The sequence below is a fragment of the Rhodoferax ferrireducens genome (assembly GCF_003347515.1).
In the GTDB taxonomy this organism is placed as follows: Bacteria; Pseudomonadota; Gammaproteobacteria; order Burkholderiales; family Burkholderiaceae_C; genus Rhodoferax.
In genome coordinates, this window is sequence record NZ_QEII01000272.1 from 122,051 (window position 1) to 144,435 (window position 22,385).

At 59.3% G+C, this 22,385-nt stretch carries 21 protein-coding genes; 13 read left to right on the forward strand and 8 right to left on the reverse strand.

Annotation, left to right across the window (positions count from 1 at the left end):
* The first annotated feature begins 5 nt into the window (after positions 1-5).
* The 6 genes from infB to C5P05_RS13555 all read left to right on the forward strand — a co-directional run bounded on the left by infB (position 6) and on the right by C5P05_RS13555 (position 8,309).
* Entirely contained in the window at positions 6-2,930 is a 2,925-nt protein-coding gene (infB, locus tag C5P05_RS13530) for a translation initiation factor IF-2 (protein WP_114970366.1), read from the forward strand.
* Between the two features lie 28 nt (positions 2,931-2,958).
* Positions 2,959-3,327, forward strand: a complete 369-nt coding sequence (rbfA, locus tag C5P05_RS13535) for a 30S ribosome-binding factor RbfA (protein ID WP_420130750.1) — start codon at positions 2,959-2,961, stop codon at positions 3,325-3,327.
* A gap of 4 nt (positions 3,328-3,331) precedes the next feature.
* On the forward strand, positions 3,332-4,348 hold the full coding sequence (gene truB, locus C5P05_RS13540) for a tRNA pseudouridine(55) synthase TruB (RefSeq protein ID WP_114970368.1): 1,017 nt from the start codon (positions 3,332-3,334) through the stop codon (positions 4,346-4,348).
* A gap of 13 nt (positions 4,349-4,361) precedes the next feature.
* A complete protein-coding gene (gene typA / locus C5P05_RS13545; protein WP_114970369.1) occupies positions 4,362-6,185 on the forward strand; it encodes a translational GTPase TypA in 1,824 nt (607 codons plus the stop codon).
* 91 nt (positions 6,186-6,276) lie between these two features.
* Positions 6,277-7,149, forward strand: coding sequence for a DMT family transporter (locus C5P05_RS13550; protein ID WP_114970370.1), 873 nt, complete (start codon positions 6,277-6,279; stop codon positions 7,147-7,149).
* Positions 7,146-8,309, forward strand: a complete 1,164-nt coding sequence (locus C5P05_RS13555; RefSeq protein WP_114970371.1) for an enoyl-CoA hydratase/isomerase family protein — start codon at positions 7,146-7,148, stop codon at positions 8,307-8,309. The genes C5P05_RS13550 and C5P05_RS13555 overlap by 4 nt, the downstream gene beginning before the upstream one ends.
* Before the next feature lie 20 nt (positions 8,310-8,329).
* Here the strand turns inward: C5P05_RS13555 and C5P05_RS13560 are convergent, their stop codons facing one another.
* The 4 genes from C5P05_RS13560 to smpB form a co-directional block, all read right to left on the reverse strand.
* Positions 8,330-9,157, reverse strand: coding sequence for an anti-sigma factor family protein (locus C5P05_RS13560; RefSeq protein WP_114970372.1), 828 nt, complete (start codon positions 9,155-9,157; stop codon positions 8,330-8,332).
* A gap of 17 nt (positions 9,158-9,174) precedes the next feature.
* A complete protein-coding gene (locus C5P05_RS13565) occupies positions 9,175-9,714 on the reverse strand; it encodes an RNA polymerase sigma factor (RefSeq protein WP_114970373.1) in 540 nt (179 codons plus the stop codon).
* A 15-nt stretch (positions 9,715-9,729) separates the two neighbouring features.
* Positions 9,730-10,134 (reverse strand): hypothetical protein, encoded by a 405-nt coding sequence (locus tag C5P05_RS13570; protein ID WP_114970374.1) that lies wholly within the window; start codon positions 10,132-10,134, stop codon positions 9,730-9,732.
* A gap of 89 nt (positions 10,135-10,223) precedes the next feature.
* A complete protein-coding gene (gene smpB, locus C5P05_RS13575) occupies positions 10,224-10,697 on the reverse strand; it encodes an SsrA-binding protein SmpB (RefSeq protein WP_114970375.1) in 474 nt (157 codons plus the stop codon).
* 69 nt (positions 10,698-10,766) lie between these two features.
* On the opposite strand from smpB, the gene C5P05_RS13580 reads away from it, so the two are divergent.
* Together C5P05_RS13580 and C5P05_RS13585 are read left to right on the forward strand one after the other, a co-directional pair.
* The gene (locus C5P05_RS13580; RefSeq protein ID WP_114970376.1) at positions 10,767-11,210 is read left to right on the forward strand and encodes a type II toxin-antitoxin system RatA family toxin; all 444 of its coding nucleotides are present in this window, start codon (positions 10,767-10,769) and stop codon (positions 11,208-11,210) included.
* A 1-nt stretch (position 11,211) separates the two neighbouring features.
* On the forward strand, positions 11,212-11,547 hold the full coding sequence (locus C5P05_RS13585; protein WP_232834481.1) for an RnfH family protein: 336 nt from the start codon (positions 11,212-11,214) through the stop codon (positions 11,545-11,547).
* A gap of 4 nt (positions 11,548-11,551) precedes the next feature.
* On the opposite strand, the gene C5P05_RS13590 is transcribed toward C5P05_RS13585, so the two are convergent.
* Positions 11,552-12,070 carry a DUF4124 domain-containing protein gene (locus tag C5P05_RS13590; RefSeq protein WP_114970378.1) on the reverse strand — a complete coding sequence of 173 codons (519 nt, stop codon included), beginning with the start codon at positions 12,068-12,070 and terminating at the stop codon, positions 11,552-11,554.
* A 128-nt stretch (positions 12,071-12,198) separates the two neighbouring features.
* On the opposite strand from C5P05_RS13590, the gene guaB reads away from it, so the two are divergent.
* The 5 genes from guaB to C5P05_RS13615 are packed head-to-tail and all read left to right on the forward strand — an operon-like array spanning position 12,199 to position 18,509.
* Complete coding sequence (gene guaB / locus C5P05_RS13595) at positions 12,199-13,668, forward strand: IMP dehydrogenase (protein WP_114970379.1); 1,470 nt, start codon at positions 12,199-12,201, stop codon at positions 13,666-13,668.
* Positions 13,665-15,278, forward strand: coding sequence for a glutamine-hydrolyzing GMP synthase (gene guaA, locus C5P05_RS13600; RefSeq protein WP_114970380.1), 1,614 nt, complete (start codon positions 13,665-13,667; stop codon positions 15,276-15,278). The genes guaB and guaA overlap by 4 nt, the downstream gene beginning before the upstream one ends.
* Before the next feature lie 57 nt (positions 15,279-15,335).
* On the forward strand, positions 15,336-16,529 hold the full coding sequence (gene tadA, locus C5P05_RS13605; RefSeq protein WP_114970381.1) for a tRNA adenosine(34) deaminase TadA: 1,194 nt from the start codon (positions 15,336-15,338) through the stop codon (positions 16,527-16,529).
* A 7-nt stretch (positions 16,530-16,536) separates the two neighbouring features.
* Positions 16,537-17,538, forward strand: coding sequence for an LD-carboxypeptidase (locus C5P05_RS13610; protein WP_114970423.1), 1,002 nt, complete (start codon positions 16,537-16,539; stop codon positions 17,536-17,538).
* Positions 17,539-17,594: 56 nt separating this feature from the next.
* Positions 17,595-18,509, forward strand: coding sequence for an FHA domain-containing protein (locus C5P05_RS13615; protein WP_114970382.1), 915 nt, complete (start codon positions 17,595-17,597; stop codon positions 18,507-18,509).
* A gap of 1 nt (position 18,510) precedes the next feature.
* Here the strand turns inward: C5P05_RS13615 and C5P05_RS13620 are convergent, their stop codons facing one another.
* The 3 genes from C5P05_RS13620 to C5P05_RS33700 form a co-directional block, all read right to left on the reverse strand.
* Positions 18,511-20,370 (reverse strand): GspE/PulE family protein, encoded by a 1,860-nt coding sequence (locus C5P05_RS13620; RefSeq protein WP_114970383.1) that lies wholly within the window; start codon positions 20,368-20,370, stop codon positions 18,511-18,513.
* A gap of 224 nt (positions 20,371-20,594) precedes the next feature.
* Positions 20,595-21,791 carry a hypothetical protein gene (locus C5P05_RS13625; protein WP_157979322.1) on the reverse strand — a complete coding sequence of 399 codons (1,197 nt, stop codon included), beginning with the start codon at positions 21,789-21,791 and terminating at the stop codon, positions 20,595-20,597.
* Between the two features lie 14 nt (positions 21,792-21,805).
* Complete coding sequence (locus C5P05_RS33700) at positions 21,806-22,261, reverse strand: hypothetical protein (RefSeq protein WP_157979323.1); 456 nt, start codon at positions 22,259-22,261, stop codon at positions 21,806-21,808.
* Positions 22,262-22,385 lie beyond the last annotated feature (124 nt).

Consider the following 22,385-nt stretch of genomic DNA (forward strand, 5'->3'; position numbering starts at 1 on the left):
AACAAATGTCCAGTACGACCGTCGCCGAGTTTGCAACAGAACTCAAAAAATCAACCGATACATTGCTTGATCAGCTGAAATCGGCAGGAGTGGCCAAATCGACCGCTTCTGACAAGCTGACAGATGCTGACAAGCAGCATTTGCTGAGCTATTTGCAGGCCAGCCATGGCACTGCCAGCGCTGAGCGCAAGAAAATTACCCTGGTCAAGAAATCGACCAGCGAAATCAAGCAGGCCGACTCCACCGGCAGGGCGCGCACCATTCAGGTGGAAGTGCGCAAGAAGCGTACGTTTGTGCGTCGTGAAGACGGCATCGAGGTGGCTGTCGAGGCGCCTGAGCCAGAGCAGGAACAAGAGACCGCGCCGCTGATCGATAACGCCGAACTGGCGCGCCGCGAAGAAGAGGCTCGCCGTCAAGCTGAATTGATTCGTCGCCAGGAAGAAGAACTGACCGAGCGTCGGCGTGTGCGTGAAGAGCAGGAAGCCCGCACGCGTGAAGCGACTGAAAAGGCCGCCGCCAAGGCCGCTGAAATCGCAGCAGCCCAAGCGGCCGAAGAGAAAAGCAAGCCAGTAGCGCCCGTTATACAAGCGCAAGACGCTATAGATAGCGCAGCAGTCAAAGCTCAGGAAGCCGCGGAAAAAGCGGAAGGCGTGGCCAAGGCCCAATTGGTAGAGCGTGAAAAGGCAGCAGCCGATTCAAAGGCGCGGGCCGCCGAAGACGTCGCACGTGCGGCTGATCTGGGTGACCGCAGGCGCAAGGCCGAGGCGGAAGCCGCTGCCATTCGCTTGATGATGTCGTCCCCTGCCAAGAAAGCACCGGTCGTCAAAAAGCCGGAAGAAATCAAGGCCGAAGCCGCTGCCAAGGCGGGCATGAAGGGCACGCTGCACAAGCCGGCCGCTGGCACGGTCGCCGCAAAACCGGCCAAGCCCGGCGTTGCCGGCGCACCCGGCACAGCCGCCGCGCCCGCAGGTGCAGGAAAAGAAGTCAAGTCAGCCAAACTCTCCAGCAGTTGGGCGGGCGATCCGGCCAAGAAGAAGGCCATTCCAACCCGTGGCGCCACCGGTGCTCCCGGCCGTACCGGCAACTGGCGTGCCCCGGCACGCGGTGGCCGACGCGGCAGCAACGATAGAGACCGTGATGACAACCGGGTGCAGGCAGCACCGGTCGAGGCACGCATCATTGAAGTGCATGTGCCTGAAACCATTACCGTGGCCGAGTTGGCGCACAAGATGGCCGTTAAGGCTTCGGAGGTGATCAAACACCTGATGAAGCTCGGCCAGATGGTCACCATCAACCAGCCGCTGGACCAGGACACCGCCATGATTCTGGTGGAAGAAATGGGCCACAAAGCCATCGTGGCAGCGCTGGACGATCCGGAAGCCTTTACCGATGACGAAGTGTCACAGCAGCAGTCCGAATCGTTGCCACGCGCACCGGTGGTGACGGTCATGGGCCACGTCGATCACGGCAAGACTTCCTTGCTGGATTACATCCGTACCGCCAAAGTGGCGTCGGCCGAAGCCGGTGGCATTACCCAGCACATTGGGGCCTACCATGTGGAAACGCCACGCGGCATGATTTCCTTCCTCGATACCCCGGGTCACGAAGCCTTTACGGCCATGCGTGCCCGCGGCGCCAAGGCCACCGACATCGTGATTCTGGTGGTCGCGGCGGATGACGGCGTGATGCCGCAAACGAGAGAGGCCATCAAGCACGCCAAGGCGGCTGGTGTTCCTATCGTGGTGGCGATCAACAAAATCGACAAGCCGGATGCCAATCCAGAGCGCGTGAAAAACGAGCTGGTGGTGGAAGAAGTGGTGCCCGAAGAGTTCGGTGGTGATTCACCTTTCGTCACGGTATCGGCCAAGACCGGTCAGGGCATTGACGCCTTGCTGGAACAAGTGCTGCTGCAAGCCGAAGTGCTGGAACTGCGTGCACCGATTGATGCCATGGCCAAGGGTCTGGTGATCGAGGCGCGTCTTGACAAGGGTCGCGGCCCCGTGGCCACCATTCTGGTTCAGTCCGGTACCCTCAAGACTGGCGATATCGTGCTGGCAGGTTCCACCTATGGCCGTGTGCGCGCCATGCTGGATGAAAACGGCAAGACCATCAAAACCGCAGGTCCTTCGATTCCGGTCGAAATTCAGGGTCTGACGGAAGTACCGCAAGCCGGTGACGAGTTCATGGTGATGTCGGACGAGCGCCGGGCTCGTGAAATTGCCACCTACCGTGCCGGCAAGTTCCGCCACACCAAGCTGGCCAAGCAGCAAGCTTCCAAGCTGGAGAACATGTTCACCGACATGGCGGCAGGCGCGGTCAAGATGGTACCTATCATCATCAAGGCCGACGTGCAGGGTTCGCAGGAAGCGCTGGCGCAGTCGCTGCTCAAGCTGTCGACCGACGAGGTCAAGGTGCAGCTGGTTTACACCGCCGTGGGCGCGATCAGCGAATCGGACGTGAATCTGGCGATTGCCTCCAAGGCCGTCATCATCGGTTTCAACACCCGTGCCGACGCCGGTGCGCGCAAGCTGGCCGAGAACAACGGCGTGGACATCCGCTACTACGACATCATCTATGACGCCGTGGATGAGCTCAAGCTCGCCATGTCGGGCATGCTGACGCCGGACAAGAAGGAAGAAGTCATCGGTACCGCCGAGATCCGCCAGGTGTTCAAGGTGTCCAAGATCGGCTCGATTGCCGGTTGTATGGTCACCGCCGGTATCGTCAAGCGGACTGCCCGTCTGCGTCTGCTGCGCGACAACGTGGTCATCTTCACCGGTGAACTCGAATCGCTCAAGCGTTTCAAGGACGATGCCAAGGAAGTCAAGGAAAGCTTCGAGTGCGGCTTGAATATCAAGAACTACAACGACATCCAAGAGGGTGACGTGCTGGAATTCTTTGAAATTCGCGAAATTGCCCGTACGCTTTAATTCCCCTTCGATGGATCAGAGATAAATCGTGCGACTCAAGTCAAAAACCCCTAACCGCGCTTTCAAGGTAGCCGATCAGATCCAGCGTGATCTGACCGAGCTGATTGCGCGCGAACTCAAGGATCCGCGGGTGGGCATGGTGACGATTCAGGCCGTGGAGGTCACGCCTGACTACGCGCACGCCAAGGTGTTCTTCAGCCTGCTGGCGGGAGACCCAAAAGCCTGTACCGAAGGTTTGAACCAGGCGGCCGGCTTTTTGCGGGCCGGCCTGTTCAAGCGTCTGCATATTCACACCGTCCCGACGCTGCATTTCCTGTTTGACCAGACCACCGAGCGCGCCGCCGACATGAATGCCTTGATTGCGCGGGCCGTGGCCTCGCGGGCCAAAGAGGACTGAGCCGATGAATGCGCCGCGTGCACGGGTTGCCAGGCGCCCCGTGCATGGGGTGCTGCTGCTGGACAAGCCTTTGGGCTGGTCCAGCAATGATGCTTTGCAGAAAGTCAAATGGCTGTTGCGCGCCGAGAAGGCGGGCCACACCGGAACGCTGGACCCGCTGGCCACCGGCGTGTTGCCCCTGTGTTTTGGTGCGGCAACGAAGTTCAGTCAGCTCCAGCTGGATGCGGACAAAACGTATGAAGCGGTGGCGCGACTGGGTCAGAAAACCAGTACCGGGGACGCCGAGGGCGAGGTGATTGAAGAGCGGCCCGTCAATGTAACCGAGGCAGACCTCGGCAACGTGGTGGCCCGCTTCAGCGGGTTGATCCGGCAAATCCCGCCGATGCACAGTGCATTGAAGAAGGATGGCAAAGCCCTGTACGAATATGCGCGTGCCGGCATTGAGGTGGAGCGGGAAGCCCGCGAAGTGACAATTTATGAGCTAAAACTGGCTCTAGTCCCCGTGGATATTGCGCAACCAGCTATTAAAATGATAGTTAAGTGCAGCAAAGGCACGTACATCCGTACGCTCGGGGAGGATATTGGTGAAGCCTTGGGCTGCGGCGCCCACCTGAGCGCGCTGCGCCGGGTGGAGACCGGGGGCTTTCATGTCGCGCAGTGTGTGACGCTGGAAGCCCTGGAGGCCATGACGGAGGTCGAAAGATTGGCCTGCCTGATGCCGGTGGACTCGCTGCTGCGCGAGCACACGGTTGTCATGCTGGACAGCGAGAATGCAGGGCGTTTCCTGAGTGGCGTGCGCCGCCGGGGAAGTTGGCCTGATAACGGGCAAGTAGCCGTCTATGGCGAAAAACCTCGTGCCCTCTTGGGCACAGCCCATGTGGTGGCCGGTGAGTTGATACCGGGGCGGCTCTTGAGTCCGCTTGAGATTGAGCAAATATTGGGAGATTGCGGATCGGAGTCCAGCGTGTTGCACGCAGCCCCGCCTTCAGCCACCCAGAAAACAGACTTTGACGAGATTTAAGAGAAAGTGAATCATGAGCATTAAGCAAATTCGTAACATCGCCATCATCGCCCACGTCGATCATGGCAAGACCACCATGGTCGACCAATTACTGCGCCAGTCCGGCACCTTTGCCGAGCACGAGAAAGTTGTCGACACCGTGATGGACAACAACGCGATCGAAAAAGAGCGTGGCATCACGATTCTGGCCAAGAACTGCGCCGTGACCTGGGAAGGCACGCACATCAATATCGTTGACACCCCTGGACACGCCGACTTCGGCGGCGAAGTGGAACGCGCACTCTCCATGGTTGACGGTGTGGTGCTGCTGATCGATGCGCAGGAAGGCCCCATGCCCCAGACCCGCTTCGTGACCAAGAAGGCGCTCGCCTTGGGCCTGAAGCCCATTCTGGTGGTGAACAAGGTGGACAAGCCCGGTGCGCGCCCTGACTGGGTGGTCAACGCCGCGTTTGATTTGTTCGACAAGCTTGGCGCCACGGATGAACAGCTGGATTTCCCCGTGGTCTACGCCTCGGGCATCAACGGCTGGTCGTCGATGGAAGAGGGCGCACAAGGTGAGCAGTGGGGTCCCGACATGTCGGCCCTGTTCAACACCATCCTGAACCACGTGCCTCACCAGCAAGGCGATCCGGCAGCACCGCTGCAACTGCAGATTTCCGCGCTCGACTTTTCGACCTTTGTGGGCCGGATCGGTGTCGGCCGCATCAGCCAGGGCACGATCAAGCCCATGATGGACGTGGTGGTGATGGAGGGCCCGGACGGCAAGGCGATCAAGGGTCGCATCAACCAGGTCTTGACGTTCCAGGGCCTGGAACGCGTGCAGGCCACGGAAGCCGGTCCCGGCGAAATCGTGCTGATCAACGGGATCAATGAAATCGGGATTGGCGTGACCATCACCGATCCCGTGAATCCGACGCCGCTGCCCATGCTCAAGGTCGATGAGCCCACCCTGACCATGAACTTCTGCGTCAACACCAGCCCGCTGGCCGGCCGTGAAGGCAAGTACGTCACCAGCCGCCAGATCTGGGATCGTCTGCAAAAAGAACTGCAACACAACGTGGCTTTGCGCGTCAAGGAAACCGACGAGGAAGGTATCTTTGAAGTCATGGGTCGCGGCGAACTGCACTTGACCATTCTGCTGGAAAACATGCGGCGCGAAGGTTTCGAGATGGCTGTGTCCAAGCCGCGCGTCGTGATGAAAGACGTGAACGGCGAAAAGCACGAGCCGATCGAAATGGTGACCGCCGACATCGAAGAGATCCACCAAGGCGGCGTGATGCAGGCTTTGGGCGAGCGCAAGGGCGACCTGGTCAATATGGAATCGGACGGCCGTGGCCGCGTGCGCCTGGAGTACCGCATTCCGGCACGTGGCCTGATCGGCTTCACCAACGAATTCCTGAACTTGACCCGTGGTTCCGGCCTGATCGCCAACATCTTCGACAGCTATGAGCCGCACAAGGGCGACATCGGCGGCCGCAAGAATGGCGTGCTGATTTCCATGGATGCGGGTGAAATCTTCACCTACGCGCTGGGCAAGCTGGACGAACGTGGCCGCATGTTTGTCAAGCCCAATGACCCCGTGTACGAAGGCATGATTGTCGGTATCCACAGCCGTGACAACGATCTGGTGGTCAACGCCACGCGCACCAAGCAGCTGACCAACTTCCGCGTTTCGGGCAAGGAAGATGCCATCAAGATCACGCCGCCGATTGATGCGACACTGGAATACGCAGTGGAGTTCATTGAGGACGACGAGTTGGTCGAAATCACGCCCAAGTCGATCCGTCTGCGCAAGCGCTACCTGACCGAGAGCGAGCGCAAGCGCGCTGGCCGCTAAAACCTTCAACGCGGTCGCTCAGGCCGCGAAGTTTGGCGAATCCCGGACTTGATCCGGGATTTTTTTTGTTGTGTGCCGAGAATCTTTTTATATGAAGCTAACCCACAACCGAGCGGTCTTTCTGATGGTTGCCGTGGCCCTGATGTGGTCAACGGCAGGTGTTGTCACCCGGCATCTGGAGTCGGCGCGCAGCTTTGAAATCACCTTCTGGCGCTCCGCGTTTACCGCCTTGTCGCTGCTGGTGATCTTGCCGTTTTTCCAGGGCCGTCAGGTGTTTCGGAAAATCCGCCAGGGCACGGCCGCGTTCTGGGTTTCCGGGGTCTGCTGGAGCGTGATGTTTACCGCCTTCATGGTGGCGCTCACCCTGACCAGCGTGGCCAACGTGCTGGTCACCATGGCCATCGGACCCTTGCTCACCGCCCTGATCGCACGGCTATTCATCGGCCACCGCATTCCCGCACGCACCTGGGTGGCCATTGTGGCGGCCGGTGGCGGCATTGTTTACATGTATGGCGCGCAGCTGGCGGATGCCTCGCTCGCCGGCACCCTGGTCACGCTGTGCGTGCCCCTGGCGGGCGCTGTGAACTGGACCTTGACGCAGCATTCCCACGCCCAAGGCCACGAGGTGGATTTGATTCCGGCGGTTCTGGTGGGTGCGCTTATTTCCTTGGCCCTGACATTTCCCTTGGCCTTTCCCTTTCAGGCGACCGCCCACGATCTCTACCTGCTGGCTTTTTTGGGATTGGGGCAACTGGCCATCCCCTGTGTGCTGTCGGTGATGTGCGCACGCGTTCTCAAGGCGCCGGAAATCTCCCTGCTGGCTTTGCTGGAAGTGATTTTTGGCATTCTGCTGGCCTGGGTCGGCGCGAATGAAGTTCCGGCCGCGTCGGTTCTCATCGGTGGCGCGGTGGTGATTGGCGCACTGGTCCTCAATGAATTTATTGGCTGGAGAAGCAGACCGTGACAACACAAAGCACAAGCACCGGGGATGATGCCGAAGAAGTCTTGACCGAGATTCGCGGGCACGTTGGCCTTGTCACGCTGAACCGGCCGAAAGCGCTCAACGCCCTGTCGTTGCCGATGATTCGCGCGCTCACCGCCTGCCTGCTGGCCTGGCGCCAGGACGATCGGGTCAGGGCCGTGGCAATACGTGGCAGCAACAAGAGCGGACCTTTCGGCGCCTTTTGCGCCGGGGGTGACATCCGCTTTTTCCATCAGGCGGCGCTGGCGGGCAACCCTGAGCTGGACGATTTTTTCACCGAAGAATATGCCCTCAATCACCTGATTCACAACTTCCCCAAGCCCTACATCGCCTTTCTGGCCGGCATCGTCATGGGCGGCGGCATGGGTTTGAGTGGGCACGGACGGCAGCACGCCGCCGCGACCGGGCAGGGCAGAACCACCCTGCGCATCGCCACCGAGGCAACCCGGATGGCCATGCCCGAGACGCACATCGGCCTGTTTCCCGATGTGGGCGGTGGCTATTTCCTGAGTCGTTGCCCGGGGCGCATCGGCGAGTGGTTGGCGCTGACCGGCGAATCGCTCGGGGCAGGGCAGGCCATGGCGTTTGGCTTGGCCGATACGTGTTTTGACGCGGCCCGATTGGCCTCGGCATGGGATGCTTTGGCCAGCCTGGACCTTGATCAACCCGATGCCATCAATCGCTGGAATGCTATTTATTCAGTAGCTACTTCCGCTTATTCAACGGGGGCTAGAGGCCAAATTGATCATTATTTTTCAATGAACACCGTGTCCGACATCGTGCAGGCACTGGAGGCCGATGGGGATACGTGGGCGCAGCAAACTGCCGCCACCTTGCGCAAACGCTCGCCCTTGATGCTGCATGTGGCGCTGGCCCAGATTCGCCGGGCGCGCAGCCTGTCGCTGGCCGACGATCTGCGCATGGAGCGCGACATGGTTTACCACTGCTTTCATCCCCGGCATCTGGGCCGCAGCGTCAGCCAGGGCGAGACGGTGGAAGGCATTCGCGCCTTGGCCGTGGACAAGGACAGCAGCCCGCGCTGGAACCCGGCCCGCATTGAAGAGGTCACCCCGGACATGGTGGAGCCCTTCTTCAGCAGCCCCTGGACACCGCAGACGCATCCGCTGCGCGACCTGAACTGAACTGAAGTTTGCCGGGCTGATCAAAGCTGGCGGTAAACCGCTTCGGCCAGTTTCATGAGCGCGTCGCGCGGTACCGGACCTGCCAGCGCATAGCCAAAGCCCTGGTCGATCCAGTAAAAGCTGGGGATCGGCCCGTCAGTGGAAAAGTGGAAACCGGTCTCACGGCTGTTCGCTCCACCTGGCACGGTGTCCAGAGCCCCGAGATACAGCGTGATGCGGGTGCCTGCCGTGTTTTGGAACATGAATTGCGCCCGCGCACCGGCTTCGCCCGGCAACAGGCGTCCACCCATCAGCTCATAGCCCTGAGAAGCCAGATTGGGGACCTTGAGCGGCTTGCCGACGCGCTTGGACAACCATTGCACCAAGTGCTCCTGCTCGGCGGCCGTGACCTCCACCGGATGACGAGTCTCGGGGGAATACACCACATGGGCAAAGCTTGCCTGACGGACAAAATCCCGCTCGGCCCGGGCTTTTGCCAGCCCTGCTGCGGGCGACCGGAATGGCGAATCGCCTTGCCAGGCTGTGTGCGAGAACCAGCCCACGCCAAATGCCAGCATCACCCCGGCGGCCATGCCGCCCCAGCGCCACCATTGATTGAGCTCCTGCTGCGAGGCGGCCGTTTGACTCGCTGCGGACCTCAGCACGGACGGTACCGGCTCGTCCAGCACATGCTGGTGCAAACCGCGCAGGGCGTCACGCTGTTGCTGCCACTTCAGCACGCTTGCCTGGGCGTCAGGGTCCTGCGCCAGACGCGCCTGCAGGGCGGCCAATTCGCCGGCTGCAAGTTGACCATCCACCAACGCGTGGATCTGGTCTTCGGTGAGCGGCTGGGAAGTGTTGCTGTCCATGGTTGTATTCCGGGGGCTCATTTCAGGCGATGCAAATTGCTGACCGGGGTGCAGGCGACAGGCGGCTGACCGGCAGCTTTGGCCGGGGCATCCAGCAGTGCCTGCAGGCGGCTGCGCCCCCGCGAGAGACGCGACATCACGGTGCCAATGGGAACGCCGGTGATTTTGGCGACATCGGCATAGCTCATGTCCTCCACGCTGACCAGCAGCAAGACAGCGCGCTGGTCGGGTGGCAAACGCAGCAGGCAACGCTGCAAATCCATGGCCTGGCCAGGATGGGTATCGGGTGCGACCAACTCGTGCGCTACCTCGTCGATGTCCACCGTGCCGCCCGATGCCTGTCGTGTAGCGCGGCGCATCTGGTTGGCAAACAGGTTGTGCATCACGGTGAACAGCCAGGCCCGCAGATCGGAGCCGGCGGCCCACAAACGCCACTTGCTACAAGCGCGCTCCAGCGTGTCCTGCACCAGGTCGTCAGCGGCCCATGTGTCGCCCGTCAGCGCCCGCGCATAGCGGCGCAGCGCTGGAATTTGGTCGACGATGGGCTGGCGATTCACAAAGATGCAATCAGGTCAATAGCCGCTCATCCGGGGCGCGGGCTTGGCAAGCTGCCACACCTGATTCACGCCATCACCGGTCTTGTCGCCGGGCTTGCTGTCCTTGGACCAGTAATACAGGGGCTTGCCCTTCATGGCCCATTGCTTCGTGCCATCGTCGCGCGTGACAATGCTGTAGTCGCCTGACGCTTTGTCAGACGCGGCAGCCATCAAGGGCGGCCAGTTGGTCGCGCAGGGACCATTGCAGACCGATTTTCCGCTGCCGGCAACGTCTCGGTCAAATGTATACAGCGTCATCTTGTTGGGGCCCACCAGCACGCCGTCGGCGACCGTGGCCGGGGCCGCATACATGGATGCGCAAGCGCCCAAAAGGACAAGCGTCAGGGAGAGGGCCAAGGGTGCACGCGAGACAAGTTTCATGATGGACTCCTGAGTTAATGAAGGCAAACAAGTATTTGCACCCACATAAACACGGGCAGCACCCCGTTTATTCCCCGCTGGGCAAAAAATTACCGGCGGTGCACCTTCATCGCTCGCTCGACTTCGCGTTTGCCCTCGCGGTCCTTGATGGTGTCGCGCTTGTCATGCTCAGCCTTGCCTTTGGCCAGGGCAATCTCGCATTTGATCTTGCCAGCTTTCCAGTGCAAATTGATCGGCACCAGCGTGTAACCCTTTTGCAGCACTTTGCCCGTCAGACGTTTGATCTCTTCCTTGTGCAGCAAGAGTTTGCGCGTGCGCACCTTGTCGGGACTGATGTGGGTGGAGGCGGTGTTCAGGGGATGAATCTGCAGACCGATGATGAACAGCTCGCCATTGCGCACGACGATATAGCCGTCGGTCAGCTGCACCTTGCCTTCGCGCAGCGACTTGACCTCCCAACCTTCCAGCACCAGACCGGCCTCCAGGCGTTCTTCAAAAAAATAGTTGTAGGCGGCCTTTTTGTTGTCGGCGATGCGGGTAGCGGTTTCGGGTTTCTTGGCCATAAGGTAAATGTGGGGGTTGTCAGGGGTGCGTACAAGGCTTGTCTACAATCCCGCGCAGACCCCCATTCTATGAAAACCATCGCGAAGTCCGTCCTGCTCTGGTACAGCCCGCAAGAAATGTATGTTCTTGTGACCGAAGTCGACCAATACCCCAAATTTCTGCCCTGGTGCGATCGCGCCCGCGTGGTTAGCTCGGACGCGGGTGGCATGACGGCGGAAGTCGGTATTTCTTTCAGCGGCATCCGCCAGACCTTCACCACCCGCAACGAACACACGCCGGGTCGCACCGTGGCCATGAAATTGGTGAACGGTCCTTTTTCACGGCTGGATGGCGAGTGGAACTTCGTGCCGCTGGGGGATGGAACGCAGCGCGCCTGCAAAGTGGAGCTGACGCTGCACTACGGCTTTGACAACGCCACGCTGGGCAAGCTCGTCGGACCGGTGTTTGACAAAATTGCCGGCAGCCTGGTTGACGCCTTCGTCAAGCGAGCGGTTCAGGTCTATGGCGAATGACATGCGTATTCAGGTGACGGTGGTTTATTCGCCGGTTGCCCGGGATGTGCGGGAGGTGGTCTTGAACCTGGCGCCCAACAGCACGGTGCTGGACGCCCTGCAGGCCAGCGGCCTTTTGACTCTGTTCCCAGCGATTGATCAGCCCGCGACAATACTTGGCGTGTGGGGCCGCAGGGCGAGCCTGGATCAGACGCTGCGGGAAAATGACCGCGTGGAGATTTATCGCCCGCTCACCGTGGACCCCAAAGTGGCACGCCGGGAGCGTTTTGCCAAGCAGGGAGCGCGGACGGCCGGGCTTTTTGTCAAGAAAAGGGCAGGCGCCAAGGCCGGCTACTAAGCGCTTATTTGCAGTCGGCGTCGATGATGGACTGGATACGTTTCACCTCGGTGGTACGGGCCACCTCATCCATCACTTCGCGTTCGCCCTTGTCATTGGTCCGGGCAATCCGCACGCCGGAGTCAAAGCCGGCTTTGGCCTGTTTGGCGCGCGTGCAATTCTCGACTTTTGCTTTTGCGACCCGTTCTTCTTCGGCCTTGCGCTTGAGCGCTTCGGCTTCTTCGGTTTTCTTTTTCTTTTCGGTCAAGTCTTTGTCAACGCCGCTCAATTTGGGGGCACTGGCTGCTCCCTGAGGTGCCGAAGCCGCCATCGCGACGCCAGCCACAGCGGACGCCTCCGTCGGACGGGCCGTTGCGCCTCGCCCGCCGGGTCGTTTCAGAATATTTTTTTCCAGAATGTCGGCGGGTGGCGCACGGTCGCTGAAGACCTTGCGTCCATCCTTGTCAGTCCATTGCCACTGGGCGGACGCCGCCATCGAGATCAGGCAGGCGGCTCCCATCAAAAAATTGCGGATTCGATTCATGGCTGGAGTTTAGCCCGCGCCAGACTGATTACTCAATTGCGCACCTCCATGGGGCCGCACCTCAAGGCCATTCCCACACGGTCGACGTGTCCGTGGCGCGGGTACAATCCGCCATTTGGAGCTTAGACATGCGCCTAATCGGCAAAGCGCTCACCTTCGACGACGTCTTGTTGGTGCCCGCGTTCTCCCAAGTCCTGCCAAAGGACACATCCCTCGCCACCCGTTTCTCCCGCAACATTGCACTGAATTTGCCCCTGGTGTCTGCCGCCATGGACACCGTCACCGAAGCCCGGCTGGCGATTGCCATCGCGCAAGAAGGCGGCATCGGCATCGTCCACAAAAACATGTCGGCCCAGGAGCAGGCCGCGCAGGTCGCCAAGGTCAAACGCTATGAATCTGGGGTGTTGCGTGACCCAGTCGTGATCACGCCCCATCACACCGTGCGCCAGGTCATGGACTTGTCAGCGCAACTCGGCGTGTCGGGCTTTCCGGTATGCGATGGCGGCAAAGTGGTCGGCATAGTCACCGGACGCGATCTGCGCTTCGAGACCCGTTACGACCTGCCGGTGAGCCACATCATGACGCAGCGTGACAAGCTGGTCACCGTGCCGGACGGCACCACGCTGGCCCAAGCCAAAGTCTTGTTGAACCAGTACAAGATCGAGCGCCTGCTGGTAGTCAACGACGCGTTTGAGCTCAAGGGTTTGATCACCGTCAAGGACATTACCAAGCAGACCAGCTTCCCCAACGCGGCGCGTGACGCCCAAGGCAAACTGCGCGTCGGTGCTGCCGTCGGCGTGGGCGAGGGCACGGAAGAGCGGGTTGAAGCGCTGGTGCGTGCCGGTGTCGACGCCATCGTGGTGGACACCGCCCACGGCCATAGCAAGGGCGTCATTGAGCGCGTGCGCTGGGTCAAACGAAATTATCCGCAGGTTGACGTGATCGGTGGCAACATTGCCACCGGCGCCGCAGCGCTAGCCCTGGCCGAAGCAGGTGCCGATGCGGTCAAGGTTGGTATCGGCCCTGGCTCCATCTGCACAACGCGCATCGTGGCCGGCGTGGGCGTACCCCAGATCATGGCCATTGACAGTGTGGCCACGGCGCTCAAAGGCAGCGGCATCCCCTTGATTGCCGACGGCGGCATTCGCTACAGCGGGGACATCTCCAAGGCATTGGCCGCTGGCGCCAGCACCGTGATGATGGGGGGCATGTTTGCCGGCACCGAAGAGGCGCCTGGTGAAGTCATCCTGTTTCAGGGTCGCAGCTACAAGAGCTACCGTGGCATGGGCAGCATTGGCGCCATGCAGCAGGGCAGTGCCGATCGTTATTTTCAGGAATCCACCACCGGCAACCCCAACGCCGACAAGCTGGTGCCCGAAGGTATTGAAGGGCGAGTGCCCTACAAGGGCTCCATGGTGTCCATCGTGTACCAGATGGCCGGTGGCGTGCGCGCCAGCATGGGCTATTGCGGTTGCGCCACGATTGAGGCCATGCAGAACGAGGCTGAGTTTGTGGAAATCACCACCGCCGGTATTCGCGAAAGCCATGTGCACGACGTGCAAATCACCAAAGAAGCGCCCAACTACCGAGCCGACTGATGCACCAGAAAATCCTCATCCTTGACTTTGGCTCCCAGGTCACCCAGCTGATTGCGCGTCGCATCCGCGAAGCGCATGTGTTTTGCGAAGTTCATCCCTGTGATGTGAGTGACGACTGGGTGCGCGCTTATGCGCGCGACGGCAAGCTCAAGGGCATCATCCTGTCCGGTAGCCACGCCAGCACCTACGAAGAACACGACCTGCGGGCGCCGCAGGTGGTCTATGAACTGGGTATTCCGGTGCTGGGCATCTGTTACGGCATGTTCACCATGGCGGTGCAACTCGGTGGGCTGGTCGCGCCCAGTAGCAAACGCGAGTTTGGTCACGCCGATGTGCGGGCGCATGGACACACCCAGTTGCTTGAAGGCATTCAGGACTACAAGACGCCCATGGGCCACGGTATGTTGCAGGTGTGGATGAGCCACGGTGACAAGGTGACCGAGTTGCCGCACGGCTTCAAGCTGATGGCCAGCACCGACAGTTGCCCGATTGCCGGCATGGCCGATGAAGAGCGCCGCTTCTACGGTGTGCAATTCCACCCGGAAGTGACGCACACCAAGCGCGGTGCGGCGATTCTGGAACGCTTTGTGCTCGATATTTGCGGCACCCGGCCCGACTGGATCATGGGTGATTACATCAGCGAAGCGGTGGAACAGATCCGCGCCCAGGTCGGCACGGATGAAGTGATTCTGGGTCTGTCCGGCGGGGTCGATTCATCGGTGGCGGCGGCGCTGATTCACCGCGCCATTGGCGACCAGCTCACTTGCGTGTTCGTTGACCATGGCTTGCTGCGCCAGGACGAAGGCGACATGGTGATGGAGATGTTTGTCGGCAAACTGCACGCCAAGGTGATCCGGGTCGATGCCGCGGACCAGTTCCTGGGGCATCTGAAAGGCGTGAGTGAGCCTGAAGCCAAGCGCAAGATCATTGGCCGCGAATTCGTGGAAGTGTTCAAAAGCGAGGCCGGCAAACTGAAAAATGACCAGTCGCGCCATGTGGCCTGGCTGGCGCAGGGCACCATCTATCCAGACGTGATCGAGTCGGGCGGTGCCAAGACCAAAAAAGCGGTGGTCATCAAGAGCCACCACAACGTGGGTGGCTTGCCGGAGCTGCTGGGCCTCAAATTGCTGGAGCCGCTGCGCGAGTTGTTCAAGGACGAAGTGCGCGAACTGGGTGTGGCGCTGGGCTTGCCCTACCACATGGTTTACCGCCACCCGTTCCCGGGACCGGGCCTGGGCGTGCGGATTCTGGGTGAGGTCAAAAAGGAATACGCTGACCTGTTGCGCCGGGCCGATGCGATCTTCATTGAAGAGCTGCGCAACTTCATCGACCCGGACAGTGGCAAGAGTTGGTACGACCTGACCAGCCAGGCCTTTACCGTGTTCTTGCCGGTCAAGAGCGTGGGCGTGATGGGCGATGGCCGCACTTACGATTACGTGGTGGCCCTGCGCGCCGTGCAGACCAGCGACTTCATGACCGCCGACTGGGCCGAGTTGCCGTATGCACTGCTCAAGAAAGTCTCCAGCCGCATCATCAACGAGGTTCGTGGTATCAACCGTGTGACCTATGACGTTAGCAGCAAGCCACCTGCCACCATTGAGTGGGAGTGATTCCCGGGCGCCGTCACGTTCCTTCGACGGCATGACGGCGCCATAAGCCCAACGGCCATGAATGACGCCCATTTCATGGCGCTCGCACTGGCGCAGGCCCATGTCGCCATGGCGGCCGGTGAAGTGCCGGTGGGCGCTGTCATGGTCTGCGAGGGTCAGGTGATTGCCGTCGGCAGCAACGCCCCCCTGGGTCGTCACGATCCGACCGCCCATGCTGAAATTGTGGCTCTGCGGGCCGCGGCCCTGGTCTTGGGCAACTACCGCCTGACGGATTGCGAGTTGTTTGTCACGCTGGAGCCCTGTGCCATGTGTGTTGGCGCCATGCTGCATGCACGCCTCAAGCGCCTGGTGTTTGGCGCCTCAGACCCCAAAACCGGTGCAGCCGGCTCGGTTCTGGATTTGTTCTCCAACCCCCGATTGAATCACCACACGCTCGTGCAGGGAGGGGTGATGGCAGTTGAGTGTTCAGTTCTCTTACAGAACTTTTTCAAACAAAAGCGCGAGCAGATTCGCAGTAGCACCAGCCCGGTGCGCGATGACGCCGTGCGAACGCCGGACGCGCAGTTTGGAAAGCTGCCGGATTACCCCTGGCCCCCTCATTACCTCAGTAATTTGCCGACACTCGCCGGGCTGCGGCTGCATTACCTCGATCTTGACCCCGAGCCCAACACTGGCAAGGCAGCGCGGACCTACCTTTGTCTGCATGGCAGTTCGGCCTGGAGCTACCTGTTCCGAAAAATGATTCCAGCCTGGCTGGCAGCCGGGAGCAGGGTGGTTGCGCCTGACCTGATCGGCTTTGGCAAGAGTGACAAACCCAAGAAAGACGTTTTTCACCAACTCAGCTGGCACCGCCAGGTTCTGCAGGAGTTGGTGGAACGACTGGATCTGACAAACGTGGTCCTGGTGGTGCAGGATGGGGACGAATGGCTGGGCCTGACGTTGCCCATGACCGATGAACGCCGTTACTGTGGCCTGCTGGTGCTGAATGCGGCCGTGGATGCCGGTGACCCAGCGTACGAAGCACCCTTTCCAGATCGCGGCCACCGCGCCGCCGTGCGGGCCTTCCCGCGCATGGTGGCAGAATTCGTGAATGCCAATGGTGCCGCCGTGGCACAACAGACCCGCGAATTCTGGCAGAAGCGCTGGCCGGGCCAAACCCTGACAGCGCCGCCGGGCACCTTCATGCAAGACCAGGGCGAATCCATCGCCCGGACTGCCATCGAGTATTTTGTATCTCCCCAACCTGTCTGACGCCTTCGTGAAAAAACACATTTACATTTATTCCCCTTCCGGCGCCGTGCGCGACAAGGCCGCTTTTCGTCGTGGCGTGGCGCGTCTGAAAACCTTGGGACATGAGGTCGAGATTGATGAGGCGGCGCTGGCCAGCCATCTGCGCTTTGCGGGCGACGACGAGACCCGGCTGGCGGCTATCCATCGTGCGGCCGCCAGCGGTGCCGATGTGGCCCTGGTTTCGCGGGGCGGCTATGGCCTGACCCGTATTCTGGGCGGCATTCACTATAAGCAAGTCGCGAAAGCGATCGATGCGGGCATGCTGTTTGTTGGCATCAGCGATTTCACGGCGTTTCAGAACGCTGTGCTGGCCCGCACCGGCAGCGTGACCTGGGCCGGACCGGCGCTGTGCGAAGGTTTTGGCGTCGGCGGCAAGGCGGACGTGGCCGATGGTCAAGATAGCGGCGAGAAACAGTTGCCAGATGACATCATGGAAGCCTGCTTTGACGATCTCGTCCAGGGACAAGGGGAGGGCGCAGGCTGGCGGCAAAACCGTGAGACAACCCGGATTGCTTCAAATTCAATAGCTGCTTCCGCAATCAATACGGGGGCTACAACCGAATTTAGTGTAAAAAAAGCAGTCATGTGGGGTGGCAACCTGACGGTTTTGAGCGCCCTGGTGGGCACGCCTTATTTCCCGGATATCAAAGGTGGCATCCTGTTTCTGGAGGATGTGGCTGAGCACCCCTATCGCATCGAACGCATGCTCACGCAACTGCTGCACGCCGGTGTGCTGGGGCGTCAAAAAGCCATTCTCATGGGCCAGTTCACCGAGTTCAAGCTAGTGCCGCACGACCGCGGTTACAAATTGCAGAGTGTGGTGGACTGGCTGCGCCAGCAGATCAAAGTGCCGGTACTCACCAACTTGCCCTACGGTCATGTCGCCACCAAAGTGATCTTGCCAGTGGGGGCCAAAACCGATCTGCTGGTGGAAGGGCGCGATGCCTTGCTCTTTTGGGGCCACAGCTGACAGGCTGGGGATATGCCCTAAACTGTGCCCATTTTCAAGAAACGGACCCGTTGGGAATGAGTGTTCACACTACGGTCGTATTTGCCGATCTGTTTGGCAGCACAGGGGCTTTTGAAGCCTTGGGCAATGTCCGTGCGACGCAGGCCGTGACGCAGGTAACGACGTGGATTGCAGGGGTTGTTGAATCACATGGCGGACGCGTTGTCAAAATGCTCGGCGATGGGGTACTGTCCTTGTTTGGGGACAATCCGTCCGCCATCAATGCCGTGGTGGAGATGCAGCGCACCCACCAACAACGCATCACCCAGATACCGCTGGCCCACCGCATGCCCATCCGTATTGGCGTTGCCGGCGGAGATGTTGAAATTGTGGATGGTGACTGCTATGGGGATGCCGTCAATATCGCATCGCGTCTGAGCGATCTTTCTGGTCCGCACCAGATCTGGGCCAACAGCGCGGCGCTAAAGGGCACCGATGAAGCAGAAGGCGTGCGCTTTCGTATGTTGGGTCCCATCAGCATTCGGGGCCGAGCCGAGCCATGTACGGTTTACCAGGTTGAGTGGCAAGAAGACGTCACGTCGGATTTTCTGACCGTGCAGGCAGATCTTGATTCCCCGCTGGAGGGTGTTCAGACAGATGTGTTGGGTGGGCAGGTCGAGCTGACCTGTCTGGAGACTAGCAAGACTTTCAAAGCATTCGAACTTCCGATTCACATTGGTCGAGCGCATCAAGCTGAGTTTGTGGTCAGTGAACCTCGCGTATCCCGCATGCACGCGCGCATCGACTGGCGCAATGGCAGCGTCATGCTGGTCGACGTCAGCTCCTATGGCTGTTGGGTACGGTTTTCAGGCGGCGGCTCAGACTTGCTGCTGCGGCGGGAAGAATGTGTCTTGCATGGACACGGGGAAATTGCCCTCGGCTCATCGTTTGCTGATCTGAGCGCGCCTACGGTACGCTTCAGCGTTTCCTGACTCAGGCATAGACGGATCTGGCCTGCTTCAAATCAATCAAGCCAGCCACTACTTTCTCCAGCGCATCCTGGCGCAAGGTGCGCATGCCCGCCCTGGAGGCCTCGGCAAAAATCTCTGAAGTCGGTGCACGCGCCTGTATTTTGTGTTTCATGTCACCCACGTTCTCCAGGACTTCATAGATGCCTGTCCGGCCTTTATAGCCCCGGCCACCGCAGTGTTCGCAACCCACCGCGTGACAGGTGGAAACTTGCGATGCGGACGGGGCGCCAGATGTTGACGGGGCCGCAGCCAGCAGTCGCTTATGTCCTTCTTCAGGTGTCAAAGCCGTTCCGCCGATGTATTCATGCACCAGCGATTCATACTCGCCACGCAAAAGCACCTTCGACATGGCGCAGTGTTTGCACAAACTTCGAACCAGTCGCTGGGCGACGATACCGATCAGGGAGTCCCCGAAGTTCAATGGATCCATGCCCAAGTCCAGTAGACGGATCACACTCTCCGCCGCACTGTTGGTGTGCAGCGTGGACAGCACCAGGTGACCGGTGAGTGAGGCTTCGATGCACACACGTGCCGTCTCTTCGTCACGCACTTCTCCAATCATGATCACGTCCGGATCTGCGCGAAGGAAAGCCCGCATGGCCGTGGCGAAGGTGACGCCGATTTTTGGATTGACCTGGAGCTGCCGCAGACCTTTTTGGGTGATTTCAATCGGATCCTCGGCGGTCCATATTTTCCGGTTGTCGGTATTGATATGGGCCAGAAGCGAGTGCAGGGTGGTCGTTTTTCCCGAACCGGTGGGCCCGCAGGCCAGGATCAGACCGAACGGACGCTCGCTCAGGCGTTTGATAATCCGGTCGTCGCGAACAGAAAACCCGAGTTGCTGCAACGGGATGGGTTTGCTGGACGCCAACAGGCGCATGACGACATCTTCCAGGTTGTCATGCGTCGGCAATATGGCCACGCGTAATTCAAGCTTGATGTCGGAAAACTCATTGAAATTGATCTTTCCGTCTTGCGGCCGCCGCCGCTCGGAAATATCCAGCCGGCTCATGATCTTGATTCGCGACACCACCGCGGCCCGCAGGGAAAACGGCAGCAGCAGATAGTCCTCAAGGTCACCGTCTTTGCGAAACCGGACGCGCGAAATATCGTCACCCGCATTGGTTTCGATGTGAATATCTGACGCCTTTTGCTCGTACGCGTCAATGATCATCTGGTTGACCAGTTTGATGACGCTGGAGCTTTCGTTCACCGCGTTGACCTGCTCCTGGTCGCCTGCGCTTTTCATTTCGATCAGCGCCTCAGTCAGCAGGGCGTGCACGTCCAGTTGCGGGTGCTCCGACGTGTCCGTGTGTGTGTCGCGCGCATTGTCTGGCCCGCCATTTTGCGGAGCCTGAGCGTGACTTTCCAGCGCCAGTCGTCGATCAATCTGGGCTTTTGGAGCCCACACCAGCGACACGATGCAGTCCGCGATCACATTCAGCTGTAACTCCAGTTCACGCTTGAGGGGCGTCGGGGAAGCCGCATAAAGAACGCCATGGTCCAGCCCCAAAGGCAGGACGTGATGCTTGAACGCCACCGACCATGGCAGGCGATCCAGCGCTTCTGGTTCAACCTGGAAAGCGAGGGCATCAACCTCGGGCGTGCTCAGCATGTGCGAACGGGCATGTTCAAGCTCCAGCTCTGTCACGAGTCCTGACTCCCGCAGCGTGAGCTCGGCAGCCCGATTACCGTCCGATGCTTTGAGGTGGAGCTTGGCGAGGGATTCGACATCCGCCATCTTCAGATCAACCAGTGATGTGGCAAGACTCGTAAACGGTGCGATCCTGGCCTCCAAAAGCAGCACACCCAATTCGTTCATGTTTTTGGCTGGCACAAGAACGGGGGCTGACTCTGTGTCCGACTGCAGTCAGTTTGACCATGGCTGAATTCACCTAACCTATTGAGTTTCATGGGAATTTCAAAACCTGGTGGCCATCCGCTCTTCACGAGGTCCAGAAGTTGCATTAACCAGTTCCTAGCGGATAGAAGTCCCGTTGGCCGGGCCGTAACCAACAGTATGTCTCGGCAACCATGATTCATCCATCAGTCATTCAATCTGACCAGCATTTGATCGACGACCGCAAGCAGTGTCTCACACCGGTGGCCTGTAAGGACGCTGAAATCCAGATCAAAGTTCCAGTCAAGGTAGATCGGGTTATAAATCATGGGCGGGCGCCTGGATTTCAGAATAGGCACTAGCATCGACCAATATACGTTCGTGCCACGTTTCATGGCAGTAACGAAATCCTCGCTATACCCATTGGGGCAGGATCGAACCATTGGCTCAAAGAGTCCACATGGCACATAGTGGCCATAGAAGTTCAGCCACCGACACATATTCTCCGCTCGATCCTCAAGGTACATGGACCCAGAGCGCATTCCGTTCGGGTCCACAAAAGCGAACAGGTTTACGAGCATCGACATGCGAGCCATGCTGACCGCGGTCTCATCAAGCATTTCGCCCCAATAAATCGGTAGGATGTGTTCGACGAAAAATGGGTATAACAGGTAGCCAATTCCCCGCTGCTGAAGCTCTTCACCCAGCAGCAAGAGCAACTGAAAGATACTGTGCGAAATGGTGGACATTGCATCCACACAGTCGAACTTTTTAGCTTCTCTTAGAAGCAAGGTAAAGACGGCGAGTGTAGTCAGTCCCGGCTCATTGCGGAGGCAATCTTGACACCAAGTATAGATTTCCGAGTCATTGGGAACTGGGCGGCGCTGAATCTTGGTGAATATTTTGAAAGCCTTTTTCCGAGTCTCAACACTCAGGGATTTCAGCATGGCCATCGTCTTCTCCCCCTTAAGGGGAACGGTAACGTCCAACGAAAACCATAGCATTTGGTTCACTTCATGCCTCAGCTTAACGCCGCAAATTGCCTCGACCTTGGCTATGGTACTTTGACGGGGCATATGCAGTCCCCTTGCGTAGCCGCGCCATTTTTTGCTGTGATTGAGTTTGCCGAATTCGTCAAAGTGAAATGAATTTGGTTCGAACATGCGCTGAAGGCTGTGGTGCGTCGTGCCCCCCGCCAAGCGCCGCACACAGCCGTAAAAGTTCTGAATCTGCATTCGCTTGATGCAAGCATGAACATCGCTGACGTCGAAGTCGGGTGATGCGGCACAGGCCTGACAGAAGTCCAAGGCGCTCGAGAAAACTTCTTTGTAATCAAGCAGTTGCAAAACTGGTGAAGCATTTTTGAGGGGTAAATTGCTTCTTGAATTTACCGGTTTGTACATTGTGGTGGGACTGACTACCATGCTTCGATGAAGAACAGTGACTGGACGAAGATTGAAACAACGACGAGCCTGCCCGCGTTAGCACGTGCGTTGGAGGAGGATTTGCTAACGTTGCATGGACCTATTCTGAGCGGAAAAGCCTTGAGCGCGGCGCTGGGATATCCAACAAACAATGCCTTCCGCCAAGCTTTGGCGCGTAACACAGTTCCAGTGGCCGTCTTTTCAATTGACCACAGACGAGGTAAGTTTGCGTTATCCAAGGATGTGGCAATTTGGGTGGCAACCCAACGGCAGGGGGCAAGTACGGTTGCTTGTGGACCGTCATGCAGCCAGAAGGAGATGCCCATGAAGACTTGACCAAAGATTCGACCTGGTAGAACGACAAACGGCCCGTTGTTGTAGCAACGAGCCGCTGCCTGCCCTATCGGGCAGGATTCACTCAAATCATCGATAAGAAGCGATGCGTTCATTGTGAATGTCCAACGGCTGACTGTCAAGTGGTCCGCCCGGTCCTGCTCAACTCGCTGAGCTACCTCCGGCGAGTTGCTGCCTCAAGCACAAGCGGAAGACTGCTGTGTGTTTGATCATTTTAGT

Bases quoted from the DNA above. Each gene is read 5' to 3' on its own strand.
- C5P05_RS13620 (WP_114970383.1), bottom strand. From the start codon at position 20,370: ATGAACGAATTGGGTGTGCTGCTTTTGGAGGCCAGGATCGCACCGTTT.
- C5P05_RS13570 (WP_114970374.1), bottom strand. From the start codon at position 10,134: ATGAAACTTGTCTCGCGTGCACCCTTGGCCCTCTCCCTGACGCTTGTC.
- typA (WP_114970369.1), top strand. From the start codon at position 4,362: ATGAGCATTAAGCAAATTCGTAACATCGCCATCATCGCCCACGTCGAT.
- C5P05_RS13580 (WP_114970376.1), top strand. From the start codon at position 10,767: ATGAAAACCATCGCGAAGTCCGTCCTGCTCTGGTACAGCCCGCAAGAA.
- truB (WP_114970368.1), top strand. From the start codon at position 3,332: ATGAATGCGCCGCGTGCACGGGTTGCCAGGCGCCCCGTGCATGGGGTG.
- C5P05_RS13550 (WP_114970370.1), top strand. From the start codon at position 6,277: ATGAAGCTAACCCACAACCGAGCGGTCTTTCTGATGGTTGCCGTGGCC.
- C5P05_RS13585 (WP_232834481.1), top strand. From the start codon at position 11,212: ATGCGTATTCAGGTGACGGTGGTTTATTCGCCGGTTGCCCGGGATGTG.
- guaB (WP_114970379.1), top strand. From the start codon at position 12,199: ATGCGCCTAATCGGCAAAGCGCTCACCTTCGACGACGTCTTGTTGGTG.
- C5P05_RS13590 (WP_114970378.1), bottom strand. From the start codon at position 12,070: ATGAATCGAATCCGCAATTTTTTGATGGGAGCCGCCTGCCTGATCTCG.
- C5P05_RS13560 (WP_114970372.1), bottom strand. From the start codon at position 9,157: ATGGACAGCAACACTTCCCAGCCGCTCACCGAAGACCAGATCCACGCG.
- infB (WP_114970366.1), top strand. From the start codon at position 6: ATGTCCAGTACGACCGTCGCCGAGTTTGCAACAGAACTCAAAAAATCA.
- C5P05_RS33700 (WP_157979323.1), bottom strand. From the start codon at position 22,261: ATGAACGCATCGCTTCTTATCGATGATTTGAGTGAATCCTGCCCGATA.
- C5P05_RS13625 (WP_157979322.1), bottom strand. From the start codon at position 21,791: ATGTACAAACCGGTAAATTCAAGAAGCAATTTACCCCTCAAAAATGCT.
- tadA (WP_114970381.1), top strand. From the start codon at position 15,336: ATGAATGACGCCCATTTCATGGCGCTCGCACTGGCGCAGGCCCATGTC.
- smpB (WP_114970375.1), bottom strand. From the start codon at position 10,697: ATGGCCAAGAAACCCGAAACCGCTACCCGCATCGCCGACAACAAAAAG.
- C5P05_RS13615 (WP_114970382.1), top strand. From the start codon at position 17,595: ATGAGTGTTCACACTACGGTCGTATTTGCCGATCTGTTTGGCAGCACA.